The 22,935-nt window shown below is 57.6% G+C and carries 22 protein-coding genes; 11 read left to right on the top strand and 11 right to left on the bottom strand.

The genetic code is table 11. The features are described from left to right. Positions 1-113: 113 nt before the first annotated feature. Positions 114-716, bottom strand: coding sequence for a TetR/AcrR family transcriptional regulator (locus tag ACR0LY_RS00930; protein ID WP_170349142.1), 603 nt, complete (start codon positions 714-716; stop codon positions 114-116). Positions 717-855: 139 nt separating this feature from the next. Between ACR0LY_RS00930 and ACR0LY_RS00925 the strand changes: the two genes are divergently transcribed. The 6 genes from ACR0LY_RS00925 (at position 856) to ACR0LY_RS00900 (ending at position 8,377) form a co-directional block, all read left to right on the top strand. Beyond that, positions 856-1,320: a (2Fe-2S)-binding protein gene (locus ACR0LY_RS00925; RefSeq protein ID WP_170349143.1), complete on the top strand. Its 465-nt coding sequence runs from the start codon at positions 856-858 to the stop codon at positions 1,318-1,320. A 3-nt stretch (positions 1,321-1,323) separates the two neighbouring features. Next, positions 1,324-3,510, top strand: coding sequence for a xanthine dehydrogenase family protein molybdopterin-binding subunit (locus tag ACR0LY_RS00920; RefSeq protein ID WP_170349144.1), 2,187 nt, complete (start codon positions 1,324-1,326; stop codon positions 3,508-3,510). A gap of 137 nt (positions 3,511-3,647) precedes the next feature. After that, the gene (locus ACR0LY_RS00915; RefSeq protein ID WP_170349145.1) at positions 3,648-4,967 is read left to right on the top strand and encodes a glutamine synthetase family protein; all 1,320 of its coding nucleotides are present in this window, start codon (positions 3,648-3,650) and stop codon (positions 4,965-4,967) included. Positions 4,968-5,025: 58 nt separating this feature from the next. Continuing rightward, a complete protein-coding gene (locus tag ACR0LY_RS00910; RefSeq protein ID WP_170349146.1) occupies positions 5,026-5,706 on the top strand; it encodes a type 1 glutamine amidotransferase in 681 nt (226 codons plus the stop codon). Next, a complete protein-coding gene (locus ACR0LY_RS00905) occupies positions 5,706-7,064 on the top strand; it encodes a glutamine synthetase family protein (RefSeq protein WP_170349147.1) in 1,359 nt (452 codons plus the stop codon). The genes ACR0LY_RS00910 and ACR0LY_RS00905 overlap by 1 nt, the downstream gene beginning before the upstream one ends. 8 nt (positions 7,065-7,072) lie before the next feature. Then, on the top strand, positions 7,073-8,377 hold the full coding sequence (locus ACR0LY_RS00900; protein ID WP_170349148.1) for an NAD(P)/FAD-dependent oxidoreductase: 1,305 nt from the start codon (positions 7,073-7,075) through the stop codon (positions 8,375-8,377). A gap of 16 nt (positions 8,378-8,393) precedes the next feature. On the opposite strand, the gene ACR0LY_RS00895 is transcribed toward ACR0LY_RS00900, so the two are convergent. Continuing rightward, positions 8,394-9,329, bottom strand: a complete 936-nt coding sequence (locus tag ACR0LY_RS00895) for a formylglycine-generating enzyme family protein (RefSeq protein WP_480640443.1) — start codon at positions 9,327-9,329, stop codon at positions 8,394-8,396. A 257-nt stretch (positions 9,330-9,586) separates the two neighbouring features. Between ACR0LY_RS00895 and ACR0LY_RS00890 the strand changes: the two genes are divergently transcribed. Next, a complete protein-coding gene (locus ACR0LY_RS00890) occupies positions 9,587-10,801 on the top strand; it encodes a DegT/DnrJ/EryC1/StrS family aminotransferase (RefSeq protein WP_170349150.1) in 1,215 nt (404 codons plus the stop codon). Positions 10,802-10,807: 6 nt separating this feature from the next. Here the strand turns inward: ACR0LY_RS00890 and ACR0LY_RS00885 are convergent, their stop codons facing one another. From ACR0LY_RS00885 to ACR0LY_RS00870, 4 genes are all read right to left on the bottom strand, one after another. Next, entirely contained in the window at positions 10,808-11,473 is a 666-nt protein-coding gene (locus ACR0LY_RS00885) for a trypsin-like serine peptidase (RefSeq protein ID WP_254437179.1), read from the bottom strand. Between the two features lie 104 nt (positions 11,474-11,577). Then, complete coding sequence (gene phaR, locus ACR0LY_RS00880; RefSeq protein WP_170349151.1) at positions 11,578-12,132, bottom strand: polyhydroxyalkanoate synthesis repressor PhaR; 555 nt, start codon at positions 12,130-12,132, stop codon at positions 11,578-11,580. Positions 12,133-12,267: 135 nt separating this feature from the next. Next, the gene (locus tag ACR0LY_RS00875) at positions 12,268-12,714 is read right to left on the bottom strand and encodes a phasin family protein (protein ID WP_170349152.1); all 447 of its coding nucleotides are present in this window, start codon (positions 12,712-12,714) and stop codon (positions 12,268-12,270) included. A gap of 131 nt (positions 12,715-12,845) precedes the next feature. Beyond that, complete coding sequence (locus tag ACR0LY_RS00870; RefSeq protein ID WP_170349153.1) at positions 12,846-14,648, bottom strand: PHA/PHB synthase family protein; 1,803 nt, start codon at positions 14,646-14,648, stop codon at positions 12,846-12,848. Between the two features lie 114 nt (positions 14,649-14,762). Between ACR0LY_RS00870 and phaZ the strand changes: the two genes are divergently transcribed. Both phaZ and ACR0LY_RS00860 read left to right on the top strand, forming a co-directional pair. Further along, positions 14,763-16,034 (top strand): polyhydroxyalkanoate depolymerase, encoded by a 1,272-nt coding sequence (gene phaZ / locus ACR0LY_RS00865; protein ID WP_170349154.1) that lies wholly within the window; start codon positions 14,763-14,765, stop codon positions 16,032-16,034. Positions 16,035-16,063: 29 nt separating this feature from the next. Continuing rightward, positions 16,064-16,624, top strand: coding sequence for a DUF6151 family protein (locus ACR0LY_RS00860; RefSeq protein ID WP_254440177.1), 561 nt, complete (start codon positions 16,064-16,066; stop codon positions 16,622-16,624). Here ACR0LY_RS00860 and ACR0LY_RS00855 read toward each other — a convergent pair. The 5 genes from ACR0LY_RS00855 to ACR0LY_RS00835 form a co-directional block, all read right to left on the bottom strand. Further along, a complete protein-coding gene (locus ACR0LY_RS00855) occupies positions 16,615-17,331 on the bottom strand; it encodes an alpha/beta fold hydrolase (protein ID WP_170349156.1) in 717 nt (238 codons plus the stop codon). The genes ACR0LY_RS00860 and ACR0LY_RS00855 overlap by 10 nt on opposite strands. Before the next feature lie 85 nt (positions 17,332-17,416). Next, positions 17,417-18,031: a hypothetical protein gene (locus ACR0LY_RS00850; RefSeq protein ID WP_170349434.1), complete on the bottom strand. Its 615-nt coding sequence runs from the start codon at positions 18,029-18,031 to the stop codon at positions 17,417-17,419. Between the two features lie 17 nt (positions 18,032-18,048). Then, the gene (locus ACR0LY_RS00845; protein WP_170349157.1) at positions 18,049-18,477 is read right to left on the bottom strand and encodes a VOC family protein; all 429 of its coding nucleotides are present in this window, start codon (positions 18,475-18,477) and stop codon (positions 18,049-18,051) included. Then, positions 18,477-19,469, bottom strand: a complete 993-nt coding sequence (locus ACR0LY_RS00840) for an alpha/beta hydrolase (protein ID WP_170349158.1) — start codon at positions 19,467-19,469, stop codon at positions 18,477-18,479. Before ACR0LY_RS00840 ends, ACR0LY_RS00845 begins: the two co-directional genes overlap by 1 nt. Then, positions 19,469-20,218: an alpha/beta hydrolase gene (locus tag ACR0LY_RS00835; protein ID WP_170349159.1), complete on the bottom strand. Its 750-nt coding sequence runs from the start codon at positions 20,216-20,218 to the stop codon at positions 19,469-19,471. Before ACR0LY_RS00835 ends, ACR0LY_RS00840 begins: the two co-directional genes overlap by 1 nt. A gap of 193 nt (positions 20,219-20,411) precedes the next feature. On the opposite strand from ACR0LY_RS00835, the gene thrS reads away from it, so the two are divergent. Together thrS and ACR0LY_RS00825 are read left to right on the top strand one after the other, a co-directional pair. Further along, the gene (gene thrS / locus ACR0LY_RS00830) at positions 20,412-22,370 is read left to right on the top strand and encodes a threonine--tRNA ligase (RefSeq protein ID WP_170349160.1); all 1,959 of its coding nucleotides are present in this window, start codon (positions 20,412-20,414) and stop codon (positions 22,368-22,370) included. A gap of 222 nt (positions 22,371-22,592) precedes the next feature. Further along, positions 22,593-22,895 (top strand): BufA1 family periplasmic bufferin-type metallophore, encoded by a 303-nt coding sequence (locus tag ACR0LY_RS00825; protein WP_170349161.1) that lies wholly within the window; start codon positions 22,593-22,595, stop codon positions 22,893-22,895. Positions 22,896-22,935 lie beyond the last annotated feature (40 nt).

The raw sequence follows: 22,935 nt of genomic DNA, 5'->3' as shown, positions 1-22,935 counted from the left end.
TTCAGAACAGCCCTGTAGCACTATTTCGGGATCGAGTGCCACTCGGAATGCCAAATTGTCAGTTTCGTGACGAATCTCAGCCAGGGCGGATGATATGTGACGGGTTTTGACCCTCACACCGCATAACGGCTGATCATCATTTCGACGCTGTTTTCGATGGTTTCGGCCATTTCGGCCTCGCTCAGCACAGACCCGGTGAACAAAAGGGGCCAAAATGCGCGCGCTTTGATCAGGCCGATGAATTCGCGCCCCGCCTGTTCCGGATCGTCGATCCGCAATTGCCCGTCCTCGGCTGCATCCCGCATCATGCCGATGAAGGCGGCAGTTTTGTCTAGTTTGCCCGTCGCCTCGGCAGCAAGGGCCGGGCTGCGCAAGGTTTCGCTGATCACCATCCGGGACATCGCCATCACATCCGGCATCATCAGGATGCGCCCTTCGGCCCAGGCCAGTTCGGTCAGTTGTTCGCGAATATCACGGCCTTTTTTGTACCGGATTTCGACCACTTCGGCAAAGCGGCTGGACAGCTCGATCACAATCGAGCGAAACAGGTTTTCCTTGCTTTCGAAATACTTATACAGCGTACGCTTAGACACCTCGGCCTGCGCCGAGATGCGATCCATGCTGGCTGCGGCAAAGCCCTTGTCCTGGAACTCGGCCACAGCAGCTTCGATGATCTGCGCGTATTTGGTCGCATTCGGTGCGCTGCATTCGGTCATGTCAGAGCTATAGACCTATTGACAGGGGGCGGTCAAATCCTAGGTAAACGCAGGAGTTTACAATGGCGATATTCTGTGCCACTAGTAAACGCGCCAGTTTACCGACTCAGGTAACCAGCCCAACACGGAAGGTCCCCTCATGGCACTGACATTGAAACTGAATGGCGAAACCCACACGGTTGACGCCGAACCCGGCACGCCCTTGCTGTGGGTAATCCGGGATGAATTAAAACTAACTGGAACCAAATTCGGCTGCGGCGTCGCCTCGTGCGGTGCCTGCACCGTACACCTGAATGGCGAGCCCGTACGCTCGTGCCAGACCTATATCGAAGACGTCGAAGATGCCGAGATCACCACAATCGAGGCCGTCGGCAATGACAAGATCGGCGCCGCCGTTCAGCAGGCCTGGGTTGAGTTGGACGTCGTTCAGTGCGGCTATTGCCAATCGGGTCAGGTGATGTCGGCCGTTGGGCTGTTGTCCGAAAATCCCACCCCATCCGTCGAAGAGATTGACGATTACATGCACGGCAATGCCTGCCGCTGCGCCACCTATCAACGCATTCGCGCCGGCATTCAGCGCGCGTCCGAAATTCTGGAGGCCTGATCTATGACCATCAACACCTCTCGCCGTGGGTTTCTGAAAGGGGCCGCCGCTGCCGGTGCTGTTCTGCTGGTTGGTGCGCGTGCCGATGGCGTGCTGGCTGCGACCTCATCCGAGACTGCGCAATTCAACCCCTTCGTCAAGATTGATGCGAATGGAACAGTGACGGCCATCGTCAAACACTTTGAAAAAGGTCAGGGTCCCGCAACCGGCCTGCCGACGTTGATCGCCGAAGAAATCGGTCTTCGCATGGATCAGATCAACTACGAATTCGCGCCATCTAACGCGCAGGTTTACAACAACCTTCTGTTCGGCCCCTTTCAGGGCACCGGCGGGTCGACCGCGATGGCGAATTCGTGGATGCAATATCGTCAGGCTGGTGCCGCCGCGCGCGAAATGCTGATCGCCGCCGCCGCCCAAAGCTGGGGCGTGGATGCCGCAGGTATCACCATCGACGAGGGCATCGTCAAAGCGGGCGACCAATCCGCCCCGATTGCCGAGTTTGTGGCTGCGGCCTCTCAGCTAGACGCGCCCGCCGAGCCGCGCCTGAAAGACCCATCGGAATTCCGTCTGATCGGCAACGAATCCGTGCGCCGCAAGGATTCTGCCATCAAAGGCAACGGTCAGGCCATGTACGCCATGGACGTTCACCTGCCAAACCAGATGGTCGCCATGATCAAGCGCCCTGTGTCAAAAGGCGGTATCGCCAACGGCTTTGACGACAGCGCGTCGAAAGAAGTCAAAGGCTATATCTCAGCCGCCGTTCTGCCCAATCAGGCAGGGGTCGCGGTTTACGCCGAAAACACCTGGGACGCGATCCAGGCGCGTGACGCGCTTGAGGTTGATTGGGATATGTCGGGCGCGGAAACCCGCCATTCGGATCAGATCAAGGCCGAGATCATGGCCGCACTGGATGCCGAACCAACTTATAACGTGAACAAGGCGGACTTCGCAGCAGTCGCAGCAGCAATCGACGGGGCAGACAAGGTCATCGAAAAGACCTTTTACTTCCCGCTGCTGGCGCATGCTCCGATGGAGCCTCTGAACTGCACCATCGAACAAACCGCCGAGGGCGACATCGTCTTGCATGACGGTGCGCAAATGCCGACCGGCCCGCACATGGCGTATCAGCAAATCTTCCAACTGCCGCCCGAAAAGATTCACATCAAGACGATGCTGGCAGGCGGGTCGTTCGGGCGTCGCGCGACACCTGATGCGGATTACCAAGTCGAGGCAGCGCTGGCCTTTGTGGTCACCGACCGCTCGCGCCCGGTTAAGCTGGTCTGGACGCGTGAGGATGACATCCGCAGCGGCTATTACCGCCCTGCCTTTGGTCACAAGGTCCGTGTGGGCCTGAATGCCAATGGCGACATCGTTGGCTGGCAACATCAGGTGGCTGGCCAATCGGTCATCAAGGGCACGCCGTTCGAGTCCGTTCTGGTGCATGACGGGATCGACCACAGCTCGATCGAAGGTATCGCCGACAGTCCTTATGCCATCCCCGGAATGGCGCTTGGGCTGACCGACACGCCGAAGGCAACGACGGTACTGTGGTGGCGCTCTGTGGGCCACACCCACACCGGCTATGTCATGGAGACGATGATGGATGCAGTTGCCGAGGCCGCAGGGCGCGATCCGGTGAAGTTCCGACTGTTGCACCTTGCCGACGCCAGCAACCCGGATCAGGCACGCAAAGCTACGGTTCTGAAACTGGCGGCTGAAAAAGGCAACTGGGGCAACGCGCCTGCAGGTCGCGCGCAGGGTATCGCAGTTCACAAGTCCTTTGGTTCCTATGCAGCTCAGGTTGTCGAGGTATCGGGCGATCCGGAAAACGGCATCAAGATCGAAAAGGTCACCTGTGCAGTCGATTGTGGCATTGCGGTGAACCCTGATGTGGTGCGCGCGCAGATGGAAGGCGGCATCGGTTACGGCATCGGGCATGTCATGCGCGATCAGATCACGCTGACAGATGGCACTGTGGATCAATTCAACTTCCCGGATTATGAGCCGCTGCGGATTGGCGACATCGCCGCGATTGACGTACATATCGTTCCATCAGCCGAGGCACCCACAGGTGTTGGCGAACCGGGCACCCCACCCTCGGCACCGGCGTTGGCCAATGCAATCAACGCATTGTCAGGCACGCACGTAGCCGAACTGCCAATGGCTGAAAACGGCGTCAGCTTCGTTTAAAGCCCCTGCTCCGCGCCGTCCCCCTCTGGCGCGGAGCAACTTGCTGCAAAACCACCGCGGCAATAATTTGATCAAATTTAGTGACAAGGCGCGTTTAACCCATTACATCTCGGGTAACTCGAAGGATGGAGACCCCGATGGACCTGAGCGCCCTGCACAGTTTTCGCGTTGCTGCATGTGACCTAAACGGTCAGATGCGCGGCAAGCGAGTGCCGCCCTCATATGCCGACAAGCTGACTAAAGGCGCGGTGCGGATGCCCTTTTCCGCGTTGAATGTGGATCTATGGGGCGCGGATATCGACGGCAGCCCGCTGGTCTTTGAATCCGGTGACGCCGATGGAATGCTGCTACCGACGGACCGCGGGCCGGTGCCGATGCCTTGGCTGGAAGCAGACACCGCGCTGGTCCCGATGTGCTTGCATGATGACGCAGGTGTACCCTTTACAGGTGATCCCCGCCATGCGCTGACTGCGGTGCTGGAACGCTATGCTCAGCGCGGATGGTCTGTCATCGCAGCGACCGAACTGGAGTTCACTCTGCTGGACGCATCCGGCCCCCAGCCGCAGCCTCCAATCAACCCGGTCACAGATCGGCGGCTGGCGGATGAGGCGGTGTTGTCCATGGCCGAGATGGACGCGTTCGACGCGTTCTTCACCGATCTCTACGACGGGTGCGCGGCAATGGGCATCCCAGCCCAAACAGCGATATCCGAAAGCGGCATCGGCCAGTTCGAGATCAACCTGAACCATCAGGAGGCCATGCGCTGCGCCGATGATACGTGGCTTTTCAAGACCTTGACGCGTGGCCTTGCCCGCAAACATGGGTTTACGGCCACATTCATGTCGAAACCGTACGCCGATGACGCGGGCAACGGGATGCACGTGCATTTTTCGGTCGTTGATGAGGAAGGCCGAAACGTATTCGACAATGGCGGGCCTGAGGGCACTGATCTGCTGCGCTGGGCCGTTGCCGGATGTCTGTCGGCGATGCCGGGCTGCACGCTGATATTTGCGCCCCACGGCAATTCCTACACGCGCCTTATACCCGGCGCGCACGCCCCGACCGGTGCCAGTTGGGCCTATGAAAACCGCACCGCCGCCCTTCGCATTCCCGGCGGTGCCTCTGCCGCGCGGCGGATCGAACATCGCGTCGCGGGCGGCGACATCAACCCTTATCTGATGCTGGCGGCCGTGCTGGGTGCCGCGCTGAACGGGATCGAGGACGAGACCGAACCCCCCGCCCCAATCTCGGGCAATGCATATGAGATCGACGGCTTGCCGCAACTGGCGGCAGATTGGGGTACAGCCATTACCGCGTTCGAAACCGACCCGAACGTAGCGCGCATCTTCCCCGCCGATCTGATCCGCTTTTTCGCCATGACCAAGCGGCAGGAAATGCGCCGCTTTGCCGACCGCCCGGCGGAAGAACACTGGCTAAGCTATCTGGAAGCGGTATGACCCTCTTGCCCGCGTGAACCCGGTGGGCTAGAATAAATTTGATCAAATTTGGTGACCCATGAAAATCGGCATCCTACTGACCGGCCACCCTCCTGACGTATTGCAGGACCAGTTCGACGAATATGACGCGATGTTTCGCGCGCTTCTGGACGGCAATGGCTTTACCTATGAAACCTTCGCTGTCGTGGACGGGCAGTTCCCAAAAGATGAGTTTCAGGCCGATGGCTGGGTCATCACTGGCTCGCGCCACGGCGCGTATGAGAACCACCCGTGGATACCGCCTCTTGAAGATCTGATCCGCGCCATTCGCCAAAGCGGACGCCCCCTGATCGGCGTCTGTTTCGGCCACCAGATCATTGCGCAGGCGCTTGGCGGGAAAGTCGAGAAATTCCAAGGCGGCTGGGCCGTTGGACGCACGGACTATGAATATGACGGCCAGACCATAACGCTGAACGCCTGGCATCAGGATCAGGTGATTGAATTGCCCGAAGACGCGCGCGTGTTGGGCACAAACACATTCTGCCATAACGCGATGGTGGCCTATGGCGACAACGTCTGGACGGTGCAGGCGCATCCGGAATACGGCGATGCCTTCATTCAGGGCCTCATGAACACACGCGGAAAAGGCGTTGTGCCCGATGCACTGATGGAGGCGGCAGCCAACCGCCTGCCCGCCCAGAATGACAATCCGAAGATCGGGCAGTTGATGGCCGAGTTTCTGAAGAAAGAGAGGGCCTGATGGCCGACTGGAAAGATCAACTGCCACAGGCAGCCCGAACTTATATCGACGGCCAACGGCTGGATGAGGTTGAATGCATCATCTCGGACTTACCCGGTATCGCCCGTGGTAAGGCTGTGCCCGCCTCAAAATTTGCAAAGCAGGCCTATTTCCATCTGCCTGACAGCGTTTTCTACCAGACCATCACAGGTGATTGGGGTGAGGCCGCCGGCGAGGATGGGTTTATCGAACGGGACATGATCCTCAAGCCTGACTTTTCGACCGCCTCAGCCGCGCCCTGGACGGGCGACTGGACACTGCAAGTGATCCACGACGCCTATGACCGGGATGGAGAGCCGATCCCCTTCAGTCCCCGCAACGTGCTGAAAAGGGTGGTGCAGATGTATCACGACAAGGGCTGGAAGCCGATTGTCGCGCCTGAAATGGAGTTCTTTCTGGTCGCCCGCAATGTCGATCCGGCGCAGGGGATCAAGCCGATGATGGGGCGTTCGGGGCGTCCGGCGGCGGCTCGTCAGGCCTATTCGATGACGGCGGTGGACGAGTTCGGCCCGGTGATCGACGACATCTATGATTTCGCCGAACACCAAGGGTTTGAGATCGACGGCATCACGCAAGAAGGCGGCGCGGGTCAGCTGGAAATCAATCTACGCCATGGCGATCCGGTCAAGCTGGCGGATGAGGTGTTCTACTTCAAACGCCTGATCCGCGAAGCCGCTTTGCGTCACGATTGCTTTGCCACCTTCATGGCCAAGCCAATCGAGGATGAGCCGGGCTCGGCCATGCATATCCACCACTCGATCATCGATACTGAGACCGGGCAAAACATATTCTCTGGTCCACAGGGCGGTGAGACGGACGCGTTCTATAACTTCATTGCCGGGCTGCAGAACCACCTGCCCGCCGGGCTGGCCGTGATGGCGCCTTACGTGAACTCCTACCGTCGCTACGTGAAAGACCACGCCGCACCGATCAATCTGGAATGGGCACGTGATAATCGCACCACCGGTATCCGCGTACCCCTGTCCGGGCCTGAGGCGCGGCGGGTCGAAAACCGTATCGCCGGGATGGACTGCAACCCTTATCTGGGCATCGCGCTGTCGCTGGCCTGTGGCTATCTCGGCCTGACACAGCAGGAACGTCCCCGCCGTCAATTCTATGGCGACGCCTATGAAGGCGAAGGCGATATCCCACAGGTTATGGGCAGCGCGCTTGACCTGTTTGATGAGGCCGACGCCCTGCATGAGGTCCTTGGCCCAGAATTCGCCCGCGTCTACAGCATCGTCAAACGCGCAGAATACGAGGAATTCCTGCAGGTGATCTCTCCGTGGGAGCGTGAGCATCTGCTGCTGAACGTTTGAGGTGCGCGATGAACCTGCTCTATTCCAACGACCGCAAGGCCGAGTATCCGGCCAGTTGGTATGCGGCGACGGCCAACCCGGTGGATCGGTTTCCGGCACTCCGCAAAGACGAGACAGCCGATGTCTGTGTCGTTGGTGCAGGCTACACCGGCCTGTCCGCCGCGCTGCATTTGGCCGAAGCCGGGCTCAACGTGGTGCTGCTTGAGGCGCACCGTGTGGGGTTCGGCGCGTCCGGTCGCAACGGTGGTCAGTTGGGAAGCGCCCAGCGTATGGACCAGGAAGACCTCGAGCGGTTGGTTGGAAACGATGATGCGGCCAAGCTATGGGATCTGGCAGAGGACGCAAAAGATCTGGTCAAATCGCTCATCGCTAAGCACCAGATCGACTGCGACCTGAAACCGGGCGTTGCCGTTCTGGGCCTCAGCGCAGGCGAGCAGCAAGACCTGCACGAACATGCCGCACATCTATCCGGCCGTTACGGTTACGATCAGATCGAATTATTGGACGAGGCCGCCGGCCACGCGCTGTGCCCATCGCCCTCTTACAAAGGCGGGTATCTGGACATGGGCGCGGCACACCTGCACCCGTTGAACTTTGCCTTGGGTCTGGCACAAGCCGCGGCAAAGGCCGGGGTGCGCATCTTTGAAAGCACCGAGGTGACCGGGATTGAGGAAGGCCAACCTGCCAAGGTGCAGACGGCGAACGGAACGGTCACCGCCGACCACGTTATTCTGGCCTGCAATGGGTATCTGGGCGATCTGAACCGCAGGGTGGCGTCAAGGGTCATGCCGATCAACAACTTCATCGCGGCGACCGAGCCATTGGGGGCCGACGCCGCCCGCGCCCTGACGCAGGACGTTGCGGTCGCCGACACGAAATTCGTGGTTAATTACTTCCGCCTCAGCGCGGATGGCCGACTGCTGTTTGGCGGTGGTGAGAGTTATGGCTATCGCTTCCCTAGCGACATTGCCGCCAAAGTGCGCAAACCGATGACAGAGATCTTCCCGCATCTGCAGGATGTGAAGATCGACTATGCCTGGGGCGGCACTTTGGCCATCACCATGCGTCGCATGCCCTATCTGGCGCGGGTTGCACCGAATATCCTGTCCGCCTCGGGCTATTCCGGCCACGGTGTCGGCACGGCTACCCATGCCGGTCAGCTGATGGCAATGGCTCTCCAAGGACAAGCCGAAGGCTTTGACACCATGGCCCGCGTCCCCGCCCTGCCCTTCCCCGGCGGTCCTGCCCTGCGCAGCCCGCTGCTGGTGTTGGCGATGACATGGTTTGCGCTGAGGGATCGGTTAGGGGTGTGAACTCAGGCAAACCTGATTACTTAAATTCTCTCAGGACACGGAACCCTGCCCCGGCTGTCCGAGAGCTTTCCAAACCACTCCCTCGTCCAGCGACACGTGAGGCGTCCATTGCGGCATAGTACGCTCCACCCCGTGTGACGCGTCTTTCACAATTGGGTTCAAGTGCCTTTTCCAGGTAAAGGCTGGACGTCTCCCAACCGGCATATTGATCCGTCCTGCAGGACATCGTTACTTCCACAACATTGCCGGACATATGGCGCAGGCCCCAGGCATTGGCCGCGTCCAGCAAATCCACCGGTACTGGGACTCCGCGGGACACGAGGTCTGGGCGCTCTTCCCCCAGCATGATCTCTGTTGCGCTTCCCAGAAAGTTCACCTGATCGGTTGTGACTTCCTCGCCTTGTGCAAAAGGGGTCTGCGTCCCGGCGCGCGCGGCGTATTCCCATTCAGCCTCTGTCGGTAAGCGATAGACATCCTTCCCCACTTTACTGTTTAGCCAATCGGTGTACGAAACAGCGTCCAGATAAGAAATCATGATAACTGGATGGTTTCCAATGACCTTTGCGCGCTGTGATTTGGGTAACCGAATAAAGTCCTCCGGCTCATACCCTCCGCAACCACCATCATCCATGCAAGCCATCCATTGATCGTAGGTGATTTCGTTTCGGCCCATCGCCACGGGCAAGTCTATCGTGACCTTGTGAACCGGCCCTTCGTGAATCGAGCTGTAGGACAATTCTGGGGTGGTACGTATCCAGTTGCCCTCTTTATCGAAATTATAATGCAGTTTCGATTCACCCGGAGGGCCACCCATCAGAAATTCACCCAAAGGCAAGGCAATCATTTCAGGGCAAACATAGCATTCCTGAAATATCTCAAGCGGAGCCACTTCCACGCCGTCTGACAGAACAAACTGAGCATTTGCCACTGGCGCGTACGTTAATAGCGCCAAGAGAAATATGAACCGTCCGATAATCAAAATAGTGATCCCACCTTGCAACCTAGAGCAACGCAAAAGTTGGGTAATTGGCACCTTACTTTCTCAAAAGTTGCAAGCTCAAAACAATTACCTGGGGCATATTGCAAGCCAACCAGTGACCCTTTGATTGTGACGGATTGGTGAAATTTTGCCCACATGGCGATTGAGGGGTTGGATTACTTTTCGTTTAGCTTTACGTTTCCCAAAGTTAGAATTTGGGAAAATCAAATATGACGCTTCCTCCAAACGTTCATGACGCCGAACCCATCCCCGCAGCTGCAAAAGAAGCCATCGACGCTCTGATGCAATCGGGAGACCTGTTTCGCTATACCGCGCCACAGGATGCGCCGGTGGCTCTGCTCGAGGCGGAATTTGCCGCTTTGCTGGGAACAAAATACGCGTTGGCCGTGTCATCGTGCTCGGCCGCATTGTTCCTGTCTCTCAAAGCGTTGGGCTTGCCTCGGGATGCACGGGTTCTGATCCCCGGCTTTACCTTTGCTGCCGTGCCCTCGTCTGTCGTGCATGCGGATTGCATTCCGGTGCTGTGTGAGGTCGGCGAGAATTATCGCATCGACATGGAAGATTTCGCCACCAAGCTGGACGGCGTACAGGCCGTAATCATCAGCCATATGCGCGGCCACACGTCCGACATGGATGCCATCATGGCGCTGTGCAACGAACGCGACATCCCGGTGATCGAGGATGCGGCTCATTCGCTGGGCACAACCTGGCATGGGCAGAACATTGGCACCATCGGCAAGGTGGGGTGCTTTTCATTCCAGTCCTACAAGATGATCAACGCGGGGGAAGGCGGCATCCTGATCACCGACGATGCCGACCTGGTGGCCCAGGCCGTGATCATGTCGGGTGCTTATGAGCATAACTGGAAAAAGCACAAAACTCCGCATGGCGACAACTCGCCCGAGTTGGAGCAGGCCTTTGCCCGCTGGCAGAACCAGTTGCCGCTGTATAACCTGCGGATGAGCAACCTGAGCGCTGCCGTGATCCGACCGCAGATCCCCGAACTGGCGCGGCGTGTGCGGGATGGCCTGTCTAACCACGACTACGTGGCCGAACGGCTGAACACCTCGTCCCATATCGACGTCCCTGCCCCCCTGACACCCGAACGCCGGGCGCCGGATTCGATCCAGTTCAATCTGGTCGGAATGAATGAGGCCGAAATCCGCGCCTTTGCGGCGGCTTCAGAGGCACGCGGTGTCAAAGTTCAGGTTTTCGGCCTGAGCGAAGACAACGCCCGCGCCTTCTGGAACTGGCAATTCCTGCCCGAGAAGTTCGACTTGCCGCAGACACGGGACATGCTGATGAAAGCGTGCGACGTCCGTCTGCCTGTACGGCTGACCAAGGAAGAACTAGACGTGATCGCCGATATTCTACTGGCTTCGGTCGGCGAGGTGACCGGTCCGGTTCCCGTCTACGGAACTTGATAAGGCTTACGGATCGAGGTCAAACAACTCGGTCGACAGAAACAGGGCTGTAATCCCCTCGGGGGTTACACCCACACGCGACAGGATCGCCGCGACTTGGGGGCCGGTCGGCGTGTCCACTAAAAGCGGCGCACCGGAATCTCCCATCATGACCGGGCACAGCGACAAGACCATTCCACCTTCAAGCGGACGCGGCGCACAGGTCAAAGTCCGACTGAGGACATGAGGCCGAAGACCGGAATACCCCGCAACAAACGACGAAGGCGTCAACGCAGATGCCAACGGCAGATAACCAACCGTTTGACCAATAGGCTCGGTCAATTCCAGAACCGCCCAGTCCAATTCGGTACGGTCGTCGAACGCCCCGTCAGCGCCTTGTTCCGGATGCAACTTATACCCATCGATACCCGCAACGGCCGTGACCTCTCCGCGTTGATAGCCAGCGGCAAACCGGATGCTAGAGGGCGGTATCCAGCGTTTGCGTGGGGAATTGTACAGGCAATGCGCAGCAGTCAGGACCAGCCGGTCAGACACTAATACGCCAGTACAATGTGACCGCCGATCCCTGCTGGCGAAATTGAGGCGCCCAATGGCACGCCATGGGGGCTGATCCGCATCCAGGATCTCGCGCGCACGAATGGCATCGCACCCTTCTTCGGATTGGGTGCCCATCGTGCAAACCGCAGACCAGCCTTCTGAAAAAACGCCCTGTGATGACACCGGGTGGGCCCAAAGCACCGCAACACTCAGGACCAGCCAGCGCAACACAACAGACGTCAGTTCAACTTGGAGAGCTTTTTCTGCAACTCAGCCAGCTGCTTTTTGATGTCATCCAGATCTTCTTTCGATTCCGAATTGGCATCTTCACCTTCTTCTGGGCCTGACCAATTGCCTGACAGCCCCCCGGTCATCGCCTTGAGGAATGCCTGTTGCTGCGCCTGCATGGCTTCGAAACCCGGTATCTGCGACATCGGGTTCATGGCATTCATATTCTCCATCATCTTGCTCTGGCTTTCGCGCAGCATTTCAAATGAACTTTGCAGGAATTGCGGCATCATCCCGCCACCCGGAATCATGTAGCTGCGCACCAGATCGTTCAGCACGTTGACCGGCAGCACATTTTCACCCCGGCTTTCGTGTTCGGCGATGATTTGCAGTAGATATTGCCGGGTCAGATCGTCGCCAGATTTCAGGTCAATGATCTGCACTTCGCGCCCATCGCGGATGAAGGTCGCGATATCTTCGAGCGTAACATAGTCGCTGGTCTCGGTGTTATACAGCCTGCGGCTTGCATAGCGCTTGATCAACAGCGGTTTTTCTTGTTCTGGCACCGTTTGCCCTCCCCAAGGATGATGCGTTGCAGCAGAGATTATGCGACCGCAGAACAAAAAGAAAGGGCAGGTCCTAAGACCTGCCCTGCGCGATTGCACCAAATGGGAGGAGTGGGTGCGCCTCGCGCCCAAATTTTACTTGGTGGCTGCAGCTTTTTTGGCAGCAGCAGTCACGTCGTTGGTGGCTTTCTGAACAGCAACGGTTGCTTCTTCAGCAGCGTCTTTACCAGCAGCCATCAGCAGCTCGACGGTTTCAGTCTGCAGTTTTTTCGCGATTTCAGCGAAAGCAGCCATGTTTTCAGCGGCAACTTCAGCCGACGCGCTTGCGAAGTCGGTTGCGGCTTTTGCGTATTCAGCAGGCTCGGCCTTTGCTTTCGACATCTCGGTCAGCTTGGACAGTGTGTCTTTGGTCCATTTGTTCGAGATTTCAGCCGACTTCTCTGCTGCTTCCAGAGCAACACCGGAAAGCTTTTCGTTCAGCGAAGCGGTCGATTTGAAGGCACCTTCCAGAGCGGTGGTGTCAACGGGGAATGCACCCATCATGTCTTTCAGGGTCGCGGTAAAGTCTTGAGTCTTTGCCATTGTCCTAATCCTTTTTGCCGAACCGGGCCCACCCCGGCTTTCATCAGCTTGAGGACAATATGATTGCTGCAATGCAGCATTGCAAGTTTTTTCTTGCTGCATTGCAGAAAATTTTAAGTTTCAAAATGAAATCAGTTGTTTGGATCGGCCACCACATAGGTCCCGGGTGCTGGCACAAGCCGTGGGTGATCCGAATCGCCGGTATCGCGGGCAGGAACCTGCTTGCCGGATCGCTTCTTCAACCAGGCCTCCCACAGGGGCCACCACGAACCTTCGTGGAAGTCGGCCTCTTTCATCCAGGTGTCCGCGTCCACCTTCAGATCGGGGTTGGTGTAGTGGCCGTATTTCTTCTTGCTGGGCGGGTTGATGATGCCTGCGATGTGACCGGATTCCGAGACGACAAAAGTCTTGGAACGTGACCCCATCTTTTGCACACCACGATAGCAGTCTTTCCAAGCAGCAATGTGATCCGTCTGACAGGTGATCGCCATCAACGGCACGTCCACGTCACTGACATGCAGCTTGTGCCCGAGAAGTTCGAACCCGCCTTCGGCGAACTCATTGCGCTGGCATAGCCCGCGCAGGTATTGCACCGTCATCTTGGCAGGCAGGTTGGCCCCGTCCCCATTCCAGTACAGCAGATCAAAGGCTGGCGGCATCTCGCCCAGCATATAGCTGCGGATGGCTGGACCGTAGACCAGATCGCGCGAACGTAGGAAGGACATGGTGCGCCCCATGATCCATGAGCGCAGAATGCCTTCTTTGTTTACCTCTGCTTCAACCCCGTCGATGAAGTCGTTCTGCAGAAATGGCGTAAACTCGCCCTGTTCGGAAAAATCCGTCAGCGCAGTAAACATGGTGGCCGATTTGATCGACTTGTCGCCGCGCTGCTTCTGCAACGCCAGGGTCAAACTTAGAGTAGTACCAGCAATGCAATAACCAATCGCGTTCACCTGCTTGACCTTGCAGATTTTCTTAGTTTCTTCGATCGCGGTCAGAAAGCCATCTTCGATATAATCTTCCATCCCAACATCCGCATAGCTTTCATCAGGATTGATCCAACTGACCACAAACAGTGTATAGCCTTTTTCAGTGATCCATTTGATCAGGCTGTTCTGGGCCTTAAGGTCAAGGATATAGAACTTGTTGATCCAGGGCGGGAACAGCACGATCGGTGTTTCATACACCGTTTCAGTCGCGGGTTTGTACTGGATCAGTTCCATCATACGATTGCGATAGACCACATCGCCCGGAGTGGTCGCCAGATTGCCGCCGACCTCAAACGCGCTTTCATCGGCCAGTTTGACAACCAGCTCGCCGTCATTGGCCTCAAGATCCGAGACAAGGTTTTCCAGCCCTTTGATCAATGACTGCCCTTCGGTTTCAACCGCCTTTTGCAGGGCGTCTGGATTGGTCGCCAGGAAATTCGTGGGGGACATCATGTCGACAATCTGCTGCGAGAAGTATTTGAGGCGGCGTTTGTCCTTGGCATCCAGATCCTCAACCGAGGCCACGGCCTGCGCGATGGCTTCTGCGTTGGTCTGGTATTGCTGCCGGATCAGACGGAAATAGGGGTTGGTTTCCCATAAGGGGTTGGAAAAACGCTTGTCCTGGGGTTTGGGCTGGTCATCGTCAGCCTCGCCCGTGGTCATTGCTTTTTGGGCTTCGGCGAAGTTCAGAACCGACTTGCCCCAGTATTCTATCTGTTGTTCCAGCAATTTTGCCGGATTTTGCCAAGCTTCGGCCCAATAAGCTGTTGCTGCTCGTGCGAAAAGCTCTTGATTCGGGCCGTCCAAAGCGGGGGTATGAGGCTTTTTGGCCGACATGACTTCGATCAGCCGCTTCGAAAGCGCCTCGACCTTTTCCATATTTTCTTTAAGGCGTTCAACGTTTTCTTCGGTCAGTTCTGGCATCTGATCTTCACTTGTTGTCATTTTAACAATTCCCCCCTAACCTCGCTGCTACGCAGAATAACGTCGTGGGTGTCGGGGGGCAAAGCGGCGAATGGTCCAATCTTATTGGCTGACATCTAGGAGGCCCCTTTTTCCATGCGCTACATGATGACATACGACCTGATGGAAACGATGCGCAATACCAACCAATGGATGGGCGCAACTGCCAGCGCAATCGCATCCTACCCCGCGTTTTCCATGATTCCCAACCCCGCAATTAGTATGATGGCTGCCTGGGGTGATGTCACCGAACGTACTTTCCAACGGATGATCGTCAAACCGGACTGGGGCATACGCACTTTTACATGCGAGGATGGCAAAGACCATCTGGTCGATATCACGACCGTTGTCGAACGTCCCTTTGGTGATCTGGTGCATTTCCGGGTCAATGGGCGCGAGGAACAGCCCCTCAAGGTGTTGCTGGTGGCGCCGATGTCCGGGCATTATGCGACGTTGTTGCGCTCGACGGTGAAAAGCCTGCTGGTGAATTGCGAAGTCTATATCACTGATTGGCATAACGCGCGCGACATTCCTGTTTCCGAAGGCAAGTTCGATGTAGAGGACTATACACTCTATCTTGTCGATTTCATGAAAGAACTTGGTCCCGACACTCATGTGGTGGCGATTTGTCAACCTGCACCGCTGACTCTGGCCGCCACGGCCTATCTGGCCGAGGTTGAGCCCAAAGCGCAACCCAGCACGCTGACCCTGATAGGTGGACCGGTAGACCCCGATGCCACCCCGACCGATGTGACCGATTTTGGCCGCCGCGTCACCATGGGGCAGCTGGAAGAGACCATGATCCAGCGTGTCGGCTTCAAGTACAAAGGCGTTGGCCGCATGGTCTACCCCGGCTTGTTGCAGCTAGCGTCCTTTATGTCGATGAACGCAGAGCGTCATTCCAAAGCGTTCTCAGAGCAGATTCAGCGCGTTATGCAAGACGAAGCTTCGGACCATGATGCGCATAACCGTTTCTACGATGAATATCTGGCCGTTATGGACATGACCGCCGAATTCTATCTGTCGACGGTTGAGCGTGTGTTCAAGAACCGCGAAATTGCGCGGAACGAATTCGTCGTCGCGGGCCACAAGGTGGACATCGGCAAAATCACCAATGTTGCGGTCAAGACGGTTGAAGGCGCAAATGACGATATCTCGGCCCCCGGCCAGTGTATCGCTGCGTTGGACCTTTGCACCGGTTTGCCCGCATCGAAGAAGGCCAGTCATGTTGAACCAGCAGCCGGGCACTATGGCATTTTCGCCGGACGCAGCTGGCGTGACAATATCCGGCCACTGGTGATCGACTTCATGACCGCCAACGCCCGCAAACCACAACGCCGGGCCGCCAATAAGAACAAGATCGCCTGACAAAAATGCGTAGGAGAGCGGCCCACCCAATGCCCTTCTCCTGCGAATGCGGTACTTTGCACGGGCATATCACCGCTGAAGGAGTGCATTCGGGCACCCATGTCGGTTGCTTTTGCCGCGACTGCCGCGCAGCACAGCTGTACTTCGGTCAACCCGATCCAGCTCCCGGCCATGTCAACATCCTACAGATGAGCCCAGAGGAGATCTGCTTCGAAGGGGGCTCGGAAAAACTTGCGCTGATGCAGCTAAGCCCCAAAGGGATGTTCCGGTGGTATACCAGTTGCTGCAATGCGCCGCTGGCGACTACCGCGCGGACCGCGAAGTTTCCTTTTGCGGGGTTCGACGTCAAGCGCATCTCCGATCCAAGCGGGCTTGGTCCGATCACAACCCGTGGCTTTGTTCCGCAGCCGAACGGCAAGCAATCGCATGAAAAACTGCGCTATGCAGCGGTTGGGATGCTGACGCGCCTCAGCAAATCGTGGCTGTCCGGAAGCTGGAGAAACACGCCATTTTTTGACCTAGGCGACGGCAAACCTGTGGTCGCACCGACGATACTCTGCAAGACTGAGCGCGCGAAATTCTACACGTAAGCTGCGCGAGCGGGTGCGCTTAGCCATTGTGTCAGCGCGTCATTCACGAAATCGGGCGCTTCGAGCGTCGGCAGGTGCCCGGCCTCGTCAATAACTTTCAAATCGGCACCCGGTATCAGTTCGGACATAAAGGTATGTTTGCGCAGCGGTGTAAGGATGTCATGCGCGCCGGACAGAACCAGTGTTGGCACCTTGATGCGCCGCAGCTCACCTTGCTGATCGGGACGCCGTTGCAAAGCGCGAATCTGACGTTCGAACACCTCGGGCCCCAGATCCAGCGCCATTGCGACCAAATCGTTCAGAATGGGTATGCGCCGCGGTCCCGGTGCCAACGTGTTCGAGCTGATTATCCGACGCATCACCTCTTCCAGCCGACCCATTTTCGTGGCGACCAACAACTCTTCCCGCGCCGCCGCGGTCTGAGGTGTATCGGCCTGCGCATCCGTCGCCATCAGGCAAAGACGCGACACCCGATCCGGCGCGCGCCGAACCAGCTCCAGCGCAACCACGCCCCCCATACCCGACCCAGCTAGCGCAAATCGTCGCGGCAGTTGATCCAGAAGGGACGACGCAATCTCTTCGATACGTTCGCCCAGTGAAATCGGTGCAACCGTAACCGCGCGCTGCCGCGACAAGCTGTTGATCTGGGGTTCAAACAACCGTGCGTCGCACATCATTTCAGGCAGTAAAACCAGCGGCTCGATCACGCGGGGCCTCGCAACACTTCAACTTTATAAGCAATGCTCTTTGCACTCAGGATGAGGGGTTTTGCAGGTTCGGGCAAGTTAAACTTCAGGGATATTTGATGTCCCGGAAAGGCGGGAAATCTGCATATCGGTTGCGACGGGTTTTCAGGTCTTCGCCCGGCTCAGCCCCGGCGCGCAGCATACACCCCCGCGGCGCAATATAGCTGTCGATCCGGCGATGGGGGTGTGGCCTCCACACCAGATTAAAGGCGCAGAGCTTGGGAAAGAACCAGATTTCGGAATAGTCCAGATGATCGTGCATCCACCACGCCAAATCACGCCAATCACGTCCCGCATCGTATTGATCGGCGAACCAAGGGATGACGATTGACGCCCCGGCGATCCGGGCATCCCCTTCGCCCCGATCCCAGATATGGCATTCCAACGGGTTGTCGTTGCGGGCGCAGTTCAATCGGTTCTCATTCCCGAATTGATTCAACGAGGGTGACCGATACCCGGACCGGACCGCGATACGTCCAAAGGTTTCCTCAAGCGGGTCCAGCAGGGTCTGGCAAAAGGCGCGCCCCGTTTCGATGGCAAGGTCAGGATTGTCTGGAAGGTTTTGCTTTTCATGGAAATTTCCAATCTCAGAATACAGGAATTCCCGCATGAAGAAATGCCGGGACAGACGTACACGCCCAAGCGTTTCAAGGCTCCACATGCTGCCCGGCTTGCGCATTACCCATACCCGTTCCAGCAAAAGGCACCGTCCGGTGCAAGCGCAGAGAAGGGATTGAAGGCCACTTCCCAGATCGTCCCATCGGGGGCGCGGAAATACCCATGATGCCCGCCCCAGAAAACATCAGATGCCGGTTTCAATATCTCGGCTCCGGCTTCTCCGGCCTTGTCCAACACCTGCGCAACCTCGTCCTTTGATCGGCAATTGTAGCTGAGCGTTAGCGCACCATGACCCAAAGAGTCTACGTCAACTCCGATCTCTTCAGCCAATGCAGACAACGGGTACAATCCTAAAGTCTGACCGATAAGGTCAAAGGCAATTACCCCGTCGGGGCTGCTGACCCGCTTCCAACCCATGTCCTCATAGAACCCGGCGGCAAGCTCGGGGTCATCCACCCCAACTGTGATCAAGCTCACTCGCTGGTCCACTATTCGATCCCCTGCTCACTCAGCCAGTCCAGAATACCTGCAACAGTCGCGTCCGTCTGCCCCGGGGACATCAACCGACCCGCGATCACATGCGACGCTGGATCATCCCCTGGCCCCATTGTCACCAGATTGACCGTCTTCGGTCCACCCCATCTTTCGGCCATTTTATGCGTCAGGTCAGGACGCACGACTTGATCGTCATCCGAAAACCAAAACAGCGCTGGAATCTGCGCGCTCGAGAAGTCCAAGGCATAGACAGCCTCGACCAACAGGGTCATCGGCACCACAGCCTCCCACGGGTAAACCGAGGTCCAATAGGTGTTTACCTCCGGGTCCGGGCCAGAGACATTCCGTTCCTCCCCCATCACCAAGGGCAGCCACTTCCGCGCCCAGGGCAAGCCGGGAATCCACGCGCCCGGTGTGTTCACCCCGAAATTCGGAGACACAAAGACCAAAGCCGCCACGTCTTGGCTCAGTTCTTCATCTAACGCTGCTGCTGCGGCCAGCGTTCCGCCGGTCGAGGTTGAGATGACAACAACCTTGTCGCCAACGGCCCGCGCCGCGGCCAACCCCTCGGCCATATCCTGCATCCAGCCCGTAGCCGTCCCTCCGGCCATTGCCGGGCCATCGCGACCATGTCCCTTCAGGCGCGTATAGACCAGATTGGCCCCCAGTGCGTCGGCCACCTTATCCGGCACCGGACGGATTTCCTCGGACGAGGCCGAAAAGCCATGCACATAGAGAACCGAAACAGGCGTGCGTTGTTCTTTGAACCCGTCTTGCCAGACCACGCGCTTTTCCACTCCGGGCACGATGTCGTCATAGGCGGATTCTGTGCTTTCAAAGTAGACCTGAACCCCTTCGCCGAATTTGCGCGGATCAAAGCGGGGATGCAGGTCGACCTGTTCACGCGGCCCGAACCAATAGATCAGGCCACCGACAACAATCAGTGCCAGCAGCAGACGCCCAAGAAACCACCCAAAGCGCTGCATCAGCTGGCCTCCATCACCTCAAGCACCGCATTTTCGATCAACCCCAGACAGGGGCCGTCCGAGAACCGGTGATCTGCGTCTTTGACCAGCAATAAACGCATATCTGGCCCACTGGCGTGTTCCAGCAACCGCACAGCCGTTTCGGTGGACACCGCCGTATCCGCCGTGCCCTGCAGAAAGCGCACCGGGAAAGGCAGGTCTAGCGCGTCGCGCAGCACCAACCGTTGACGCCCGTCTTCGATCATCCGCTTGGTGATGATGTAGGGTTCCATATAATCCGAGGGCAGTTCCACATGCCCAACACTATCTAGCGCAGCCTTTTGTTCGGCGCTGAACGACGCCCAATAGCCGTCCTCAGTGAAATCAGGCGCGGCGGCAATGGTCACCATACCAGCGATCCGTTCGGGTATCGTTCTGGCAAGCAACAGCGCCTGCCACCCGCCCATGGATGATCCGACAACGATTAACGGCCCTTCGGTCAAGGCTGCCACAGCCTCAATCGTATCTTCGTGCCAATCGCCGATACAGCCATCGGTGAATTTCTCGGAACTTTCACCATGACCGGAATAGTCGAACCGCAAAAACGCCTGCCCGCGCGCCTGTGCCCAGTCTTCCAGGTGCACCGCTTTGGTGCCTTCCATGTCAGATTTGAGCCCGCCCAGAAAAACGACGGTCGGGCCATGGCCCTCACTTTTGTGATAGGCCAACCGCCGGTCTTTTGCGGTGATCAGAAATTCCGTAGCTGCCATGAAACCCTCTTTCCATTTGCATCACATCATGCACGGCAGACCAGTGGTCGCAATTCCCGATTTTTGCAGTCTCGCAGCGTCAGTCCTGCTTCCTTCGACACTTGACAGGTTTTGCTGCACCTGCCACATGAGCCGGACACCATAACCCGCAACCGGGCGTTCAGTGGGCGCCAAACCGACGAGGAGAGCCGATATGGCCCTGGATGCAAAATCCGTCTCACTCACCTTTCCCGATGGCAATGCACGTTCTTATGACGCAGGCGTAACGCCCGCGCAGGTGGCTGCCGATATCTCGACCTCGCTGGCGAAAAAGGCCATCTCGGCCACGGTGAATGGCCAGCACTGGGACCTGCAATGGCCCATCGAATCCGATTCCGATATCGCCATTCACACCATGAAGGATGAGGTTCAGGCCAATGAACTGATCCGCCACGACCTGGCGCACATCATGGCTCGCGCGGTACAGGAAATCTGGCCCGATACCAAGGTCACCATCGGCCCCGTCATCGAAAATGGCTGGTATTATGACTTTGATCGGGCGGAACCTTTCACGCCCGAAGACCTTGGCCTGATCGAAAAAAAGATGAAGGAAATCATCAACAAGCGCGACCCCGTGACCACCGAAGTCTGGGACCGTCAGCGTGCGATAGATTTCTACACCGCCAATGACGAGCCCTATAAGGTCGAACTGATCGACGCCATTCCGGGCGACGAGCCGCTGCGCATGTATTGGCATGGCGACTGGCAGGACCTGTGCCGCGGCCCGCATCTGCAGCATACCGGTCAGGTTCCAGGCGATGCGTTCAAGCTGATGTCCATCGCCGGTGCCTATTGGCGCGGTGACAGCGACCGCGCGATGCTGCAGCGTATCTATGGCGTGGCCTTCACCGGCAAGGAAAAGCTGAAAGCTCACCTGCACATGCTGGAAGAGGCCGCCAAGCGCGATCACCGCAAGCTGGGCCGCGAGATGAACCTGTTCCACATGCAGGAAGAGGCCCCCGGCCAAATCTTCTGGCATCCGAACGGCTGGAAAATCTACACCACCCTGCAGGACTATATGCGCCGGATGCAGGAGCGCGATGGATATGTCGAGGTGAACACGCCTCAGGTTGTCGACCGCAAACTTTGGGAGGCCTCGGGCCACTGGGACAAATATCAGGAAAACATGTTCATCGTCGAAGTCGACGAGGAACATGCCCGCGAAAAGGCAATCAACGCGCTGAAACCGATGAACTGCCCCTGTCACGTGCAGGTGTTCAATCAGGGCCTGAAATCCTATCGTGATCTGCCGTTGCGAATGGCCGAATTCGGGTCTTGTGCCCGTTATGAGCCTTCGGGCGCGCTGCACGGAATCATGCGCGTGCGTGGATTCACACAGGATGATGGTCACATCTTCTGTGCCGAGGATCAGATCGAATCCGAGACCGCCAAGTTCATTGCCTTCCTGTCTAAGGTATATGCCGATCTGGGCTTCCATGACTGGACGATCAAACTGTCTACTCGTCCGGAAAAACGGATCGGGTCGGATGAAAGCTGGGATCTGGTCGAAAAGGCGCTGGGCGATGCCTGTAAGGCCGCCGGATATGAGTATGAGCTGCTAGAAGGCGAAGGCGCGTTTTATGGGCCCAAGCTGGAGTTCACTCTGACCGACGCGATCGGCAGGACATGGCAATGCGGGACCCTGCAGGTGGACCCCAACCTGCCCGAGCGGCTGGATGCCAGCTTTATCGGTGCCGACGGCGCCAAGCACCGCCCGTTCATGCTGCACAGGGCTACGCTGGGCTCGTTCGAACGCTTCATCGGCATTCTTATCGAAGAACACGCAGGCAAGCTGCCGTTCTGGCTGGCCCCGCGTCAGGTCGTCGTCGCCTCGATCACGTCAGAAGCCGATGATTATGTGGCCGAAGTGGTTGAGACGCTCAAGGCCGCCGGTGTCCGCGCCGAGGCAGACATCCGCAACGAAAAGATCAACTACAAGGTTCGCGAACATTCGGTCGGCAAGGTTCCGGTCATTCTGGCCGTCGGTCATCGCGAAGTTGACGAACGCACCGTCAGCGTTCGCCGGCTGGGCGAAAAACAAACGCAGGTTCAATCGCTTGAAGCTGTAACAAATGAGCTTTCACAGGCCGCGACACCGCCGGATCTGTTGTAACATTCGGCATGGAATTGCCATGAATTCGGCCCCGCTTTTGGGGCCGAATTGAAATATTTCCTCTTTTCTTATTCAAAAACAGTATATTAACTTACAAGGGGGCATTGTGCGCCCTGACGGGCTTGTGAGACACGGGCTCGTGAATTCAACTCTGGGCCGCAAGCCACTACCTTTGTCATTGTCACAAGCAGACATACGCAGTCATCAAAAGGGATTACCGAGATGTCGAACACCGCAAAATCACTGGTTATCGCAACCGCAGTCGCAGCCGCCGTTTCGGGCGCAGCCACAACTGCCACCGCACAAGCCAAAGAGAAATGCTATGGCATTTCGCTGGCCGGTCAGAACGACTGCGCCGCGGGCCCCGGCACAACCTGCGCGGGCACCTCGACCGTAGACTATCAGGGCAACGCCTGGACTCTGGTCGATGCAGGTACCTGCGCCGATATCGAACTGCCGGCCGAGGCTGACGGCACACCGCGCAAAGGCTCGCTGGAAGCTCAGGACCGCGATCTACCGGCATAAGTCTGGCCTAGGCTAGTCAGGGGGCGGGCGACTTCGCCCG

Source organism: Ruegeria sp. BC5 (genome assembly GCF_056539205.1).
Note: the sequence above shows the minus strand (reverse complement) of the source record. Positions and strands in the feature narration are given on the sequence as shown.

Excerpts from the sequence above, each read along its gene's own strand:
- ACR0LY_RS00860 (WP_254440177.1), top strand. The coding sequence starts at position 16,064 with ATGCCCTTCTCCTGCGAATGCGGTACTTTGCACGGGCATATCACCGCT.
- ACR0LY_RS00930 (WP_170349142.1), bottom strand. The coding sequence starts at position 716 with ATGACCGAATGCAGCGCACCGAATGCGACCAAATACGCGCAGATCATC.
- ACR0LY_RS00890 (WP_170349150.1), top strand. The coding sequence starts at position 9,587 with ATGACGCTTCCTCCAAACGTTCATGACGCCGAACCCATCCCCGCAGCT.
- ACR0LY_RS00835 (WP_170349159.1), bottom strand. The coding sequence starts at position 20,218 with ATGGCAGCTACGGAATTTCTGATCACCGCAAAAGACCGGCGGTTGGCC.
- ACR0LY_RS00850 (WP_170349434.1), bottom strand. The coding sequence starts at position 18,031 with ATGTGGAGCCTTGAAACGCTTGGGCGTGTACGTCTGTCCCGGCATTTC.
- ACR0LY_RS00870 (WP_170349153.1), bottom strand. The coding sequence starts at position 14,648 with ATGACAACAAGTGAAGATCAGATGCCAGAACTGACCGAAGAAAACGTT.
- phaZ (WP_170349154.1), top strand. The coding sequence starts at position 14,763 with ATGCGCTACATGATGACATACGACCTGATGGAAACGATGCGCAATACC.
- ACR0LY_RS00905 (WP_170349147.1), top strand. The coding sequence starts at position 5,706 with ATGGCCGACTGGAAAGATCAACTGCCACAGGCAGCCCGAACTTATATC.
- ACR0LY_RS00915 (WP_170349145.1), top strand. The coding sequence starts at position 3,648 with ATGGACCTGAGCGCCCTGCACAGTTTTCGCGTTGCTGCATGTGACCTA.
- thrS (WP_170349160.1), top strand. The coding sequence starts at position 20,412 with ATGGCCCTGGATGCAAAATCCGTCTCACTCACCTTTCCCGATGGCAAT.
- ACR0LY_RS00925 (WP_170349143.1), top strand. The coding sequence starts at position 856 with ATGGCACTGACATTGAAACTGAATGGCGAAACCCACACGGTTGACGCC.
- ACR0LY_RS00825 (WP_170349161.1), top strand. The coding sequence starts at position 22,593 with ATGTCGAACACCGCAAAATCACTGGTTATCGCAACCGCAGTCGCAGCC.
- ACR0LY_RS00885 (WP_254437179.1), bottom strand. The coding sequence starts at position 11,473 with ATGGGCACCCAATCCGAAGAAGGGTGCGATGCCATTCGTGCGCGCGAG.
- ACR0LY_RS00840 (WP_170349158.1), bottom strand. The coding sequence starts at position 19,469 with ATGCAGCGCTTTGGGTGGTTTCTTGGGCGTCTGCTGCTGGCACTGATT.
- ACR0LY_RS00910 (WP_170349146.1), top strand. The coding sequence starts at position 5,026 with ATGAAAATCGGCATCCTACTGACCGGCCACCCTCCTGACGTATTGCAG.
- ACR0LY_RS00900 (WP_170349148.1), top strand. The coding sequence starts at position 7,073 with ATGAACCTGCTCTATTCCAACGACCGCAAGGCCGAGTATCCGGCCAGT.
- ACR0LY_RS00875 (WP_170349152.1), bottom strand. The coding sequence starts at position 12,714 with ATGGCAAAGACTCAAGACTTTACCGCGACCCTGAAAGACATGATGGGT.
- ACR0LY_RS00920 (WP_170349144.1), top strand. The coding sequence starts at position 1,324 with ATGACCATCAACACCTCTCGCCGTGGGTTTCTGAAAGGGGCCGCCGCT.